Raw genomic sequence first — 3,100 nt, 5'->3', positions numbered from 1 at the left:
TTTTTTCGTCGGCCGCCCGCGGCCCGCCCACGGCCCCCCCGGCGCCCGGGGGGGGGGGGGGTCCCCCCCCAACCCCCGCTCCTACAGTTTGATTCCGGTGCGGTCCGAGGCATGACGTAGGATGGCGTGGAGCGCAGCGATACCCATCAGCTCCGTGCACCGACAGCATGGGTATCGCTCAGGCTCCGCCCATCCTACGCAGCGTTCGACGGGCAAACGTGGCGTTCGCGGCAGCCGCGCTCCTTGGAGGGCTCTGTTTTGCGGCGGGATTCAGGGCTTGAGCTGCAAGCGTCCGATCAGGCGGATCAGGAACACGAACAGCAGGATCATCAGCACGTTGCTGAGCATGCCGATCAGGTTGTAGACCGCCGAGGGCAGCAGCGAGTAGATGTCGAGACCGACCACGCTGAGCAGGCGGCTGAGCAGCCAGAAGCCTTCACTGGCGATCAGCAGGATCAGGGTGATCTTCAACGGCTGGATGGGATCGTTCATGGGACACTCCTTGTCGTAATCGGAGTGTCAGTAGAACACAGCCCGCACCGCCTGGCGTGGCTCGCGGCGAACGCCACGGGCCGCGCCGGTGGGTGTCACTGGGCGGATGGGTCATCGCGGCGGGTCAGGATGGCGTTGGCCAATTCCATGTCGCTGCGGTCCTGCAGCGCGGCGTCGGCGCTGCGCAGGCGGGTGAGGGCGGCTTCCAGGTAGGGGCCGCGGATGGCGCCGTCAGTGGCGACGAAGGCACTCGCGTCGTCCTGGGCGGCGACTATCAGCTTGTCGTGCTTGAACGTCAGGTAGGTCGACGCGGTGGTGGCGCCGGAGGAGATCACGTCGCGCCAGAAGTCGCCGTCGGCCATGGCCGAGGCAACGGGCAGGGCAATCAGGGCAAAGGCAGTGGCCAGTTTCGCGGTACGCATCGGGTACACCTTTCTGAAGGTCCGTGTACAAGTGAGAGGCGCTGCGGCTGGCTGGAGTTCCGGAATTTTACTGATGGACTGCGCGAGCGGTCGCCCGCGCAGTCCTTGCGAATCAACGCTGGGCGGCGAGGATGGCGGAGGCCAGCTCGGCGTCGCTGGCTTGCGCCAGGCTCGGGTCCGCACTGCGCATGTGCTGCAGCGTCGCTTCCAGGTAGGGGCCGCGAATGGCGCCGTCGGTGGCGATGAAGCTGGCGGCGTCGTCCTGGGCCGGGCCGATCAGCTTGTGATCGTCCCGGCTGGTCAGGTAGCTCGAGGCGGTGGTGGCGCCGGAGGTCAGGACGCTGCGCCAGAAGTCACGGTCTTCGGCCATGGCGGAGGCGAGGGGGAGCAGGGTGAGGGCTACGACAACGGAGGCAGAACGGCGACGCATGATGGATCCTTGAGTGATTTTGCGCCTCTCAGAGCATCGGAATATTCCGCGGTTCCCTCCTGTCGTCGGAATTGTTCGTCCTGGGACTATCACTCGCGCTTGAGCGACGGATCGTCCGGGTTCTGCTGCTCCAGTTCCGCCGTGAATTGCTGGACCTTCTGGAACTGCCCGGATTCGCGCAGGTAATCGATCAGCGCCAGCCGCGCCGCGCGGTTGGCCGGGTGCTTCTGCAGCAGGGCCTCCAGTTCGTGGCACGCGCCGTCGAGATCTCCGCCATCGTGCAGGGCTATGGCCAGTACGTAGCGGAACTGGTCGTCGTCCGGGGCCAGCCGTACCGCCTCGCGCAACTCCTTCATGGCCTGGGCATGCTGGCCCTGGCGCACCAGAGCGAGGCCGTTGACGTGGTGCAGCAATCCCGAGGTCGGCTGCAGGCGCAAGCCCTCCTTGAGCACCTGGCGGGCGTCGGCGTCGCGGCCGTTGGCTTCCAGCCACTGGAACAGGGTGACGCGGGCGGGCAGGTAATTCTCGTTGCGCGCCAGTGCCGTGCGCAGGGCGGATTCGACCTGTTCCGAACGGCCGGTGCGCTCGTAGAGCATGGCGAGGTTGAAGTTGGCTTCGGCGCGCTCGGCGAGAGCGTCCTGGATCGCTTCGTACTCTGCCAGCCCCTTGTTCAGCTCGGGCTCGATACTGGCCAGCTCCTGCGGCGGCAGCTGCGCCAGTTGCCAGGCAGCGGCGCTGCGCACTGCGCGGATCGGATCGCCGAGCAGCGGCGCGAGCAACAGCACCTGCTGCGGTGGCGCGACCAGCGCAGGCAGGGCCTGGATGGCGCTGTGACGCACCAGCGGATCGGCGTCCTTCAAGCCCAGTGCGACCAGCTCCGCCGAGCGCGGGCTGGGGTAGCTGGGCAGCTCGGCAAGCAGGGTGGCGCGACGGATCGCCGGCAGGTTGGCGTCGGCCAGCAGCAGGTGGAGCGCGCGGGAGGCGCCGGGCTTGCCGTTGCGCGCCTTCCACAGGGTGTCGTCGAAGCGCGGCGCGGGGTTGCTCGAGGCATTGGGCTTGGCCGGCAGTTCGCTGGCGAACCACTCGCGGAACTTCGAGCCGAGCTCTTTGCCGGGCATGTCGCGGTGGCAGGCCTGGCAGGCATCCGGTGCGCCGATGCGGCGGGCATGGAGCGGGTCGGGCAGGGTGAAGCCGTGGTCGTGGCGATAGTCGTTGACCATGTAGTAGCGCCCCGGCATGTGGCAGGAGGTGCACTGCGCGCCGGCGCTGCCGGGCTCATGGTGATGGTGCTCGGGGGAGTCGTAGTTCTTCGCCTGCAGGCCCTTTCCGTCGATCTGCGGGCGCACCGGCTTGCCGGCGGTGTTGTGGCATTGCAGGCAGACGCCGTTACCCGGGGCCTTCAGCTCGCCGCTGTGGGGGTTGTGGCAGTCGGTGCACTGCACGCCCTTGGCGAACATTTTGCTCTGGGTGAAGGAGCCCCACTCGAAGACCTCGTCCTTGATCTTGCCGTCGATCTCATAGAGTTCGCGGGTCAGGGTGCTGGGCAGGTAGTCGTCCATGAAACGGTGGTTGTTCTGGAATCCGTCGGCCAGCGGCGCGCGGCGGGAGTGGCAGCGTGCGCAGGTCTCGACGATGGTGCCCTGGCTGGCGTTGTGCAGCGGTACATCGAAGCCCTTGGCCGCGTTGCGGTCGGGTTTCTGCACCCATTCCAGGTGCCCGGACGCCGGCCCGTGGCAGGCCTGGCAGCCGACGCCGA

At 67.6% G+C, this 3,100-nt stretch carries 4 protein-coding genes; all 4 read right to left on the bottom strand.

What is annotated here, in order from left to right:
• Positions 1 to 270: 270 nt before the first annotated feature.
• Entirely contained in the window at positions 271 to 492 is a 222-nt protein-coding gene (locus ACCC94_RS28915) for a hypothetical protein (RefSeq protein WP_413353018.1), read from the bottom strand.
• Positions 493 to 587: 95 nt separating this feature from the next.
• The gene (locus tag ACCC94_RS28910) at positions 588 to 914 is read right to left on the bottom strand and encodes a DUF2388 domain-containing protein (RefSeq protein WP_413353017.1); all 327 of its coding nucleotides are present in this window, start codon (positions 912 to 914) and stop codon (positions 588 to 590) included.
• 112 nt (positions 915 to 1,026) lie between these two features.
• Positions 1,027 to 1,344 (bottom strand): DUF2388 domain-containing protein, encoded by a 318-nt coding sequence (locus ACCC94_RS28905; protein ID WP_413353016.1) that lies wholly within the window; start codon positions 1,342 to 1,344, stop codon positions 1,027 to 1,029.
• An 89-nt stretch (positions 1,345 to 1,433) separates the two neighbouring features.
• The coding region (locus tag ACCC94_RS28900; RefSeq protein ID WP_413353015.1) for a tetratricopeptide repeat protein at positions 1,434 to 3,100 on the bottom strand (1,667 nt) is incomplete at its 5' end.

It is taken from the genome of Pseudomonas sp. Pseusp97, assembly GCF_047304025.1.
GTDB lineage: Bacteria > Pseudomonadota > Gammaproteobacteria > Pseudomonadales > Pseudomonadaceae > Pseudomonas.
This window is presented reverse-complemented; position numbering and strand designations above follow the sequence as displayed.

Coding starts and splice junctions, on each gene's coding strand:
- ACCC94_RS28915 (WP_413353018.1), bottom strand. CDS start 492: ATGAACGATCCCATCCAGCCGTTGAAGATCACCCTGATCCTGCTGATC.
- ACCC94_RS28910 (WP_413353017.1), bottom strand. CDS start 914: ATGCGTACCGCGAAACTGGCCACTGCCTTTGCCCTGATTGCCCTGCCC.
- ACCC94_RS28905 (WP_413353016.1), bottom strand. CDS start 1,344: ATGCGTCGCCGTTCTGCCTCCGTTGTCGTAGCCCTCACCCTGCTCCCC.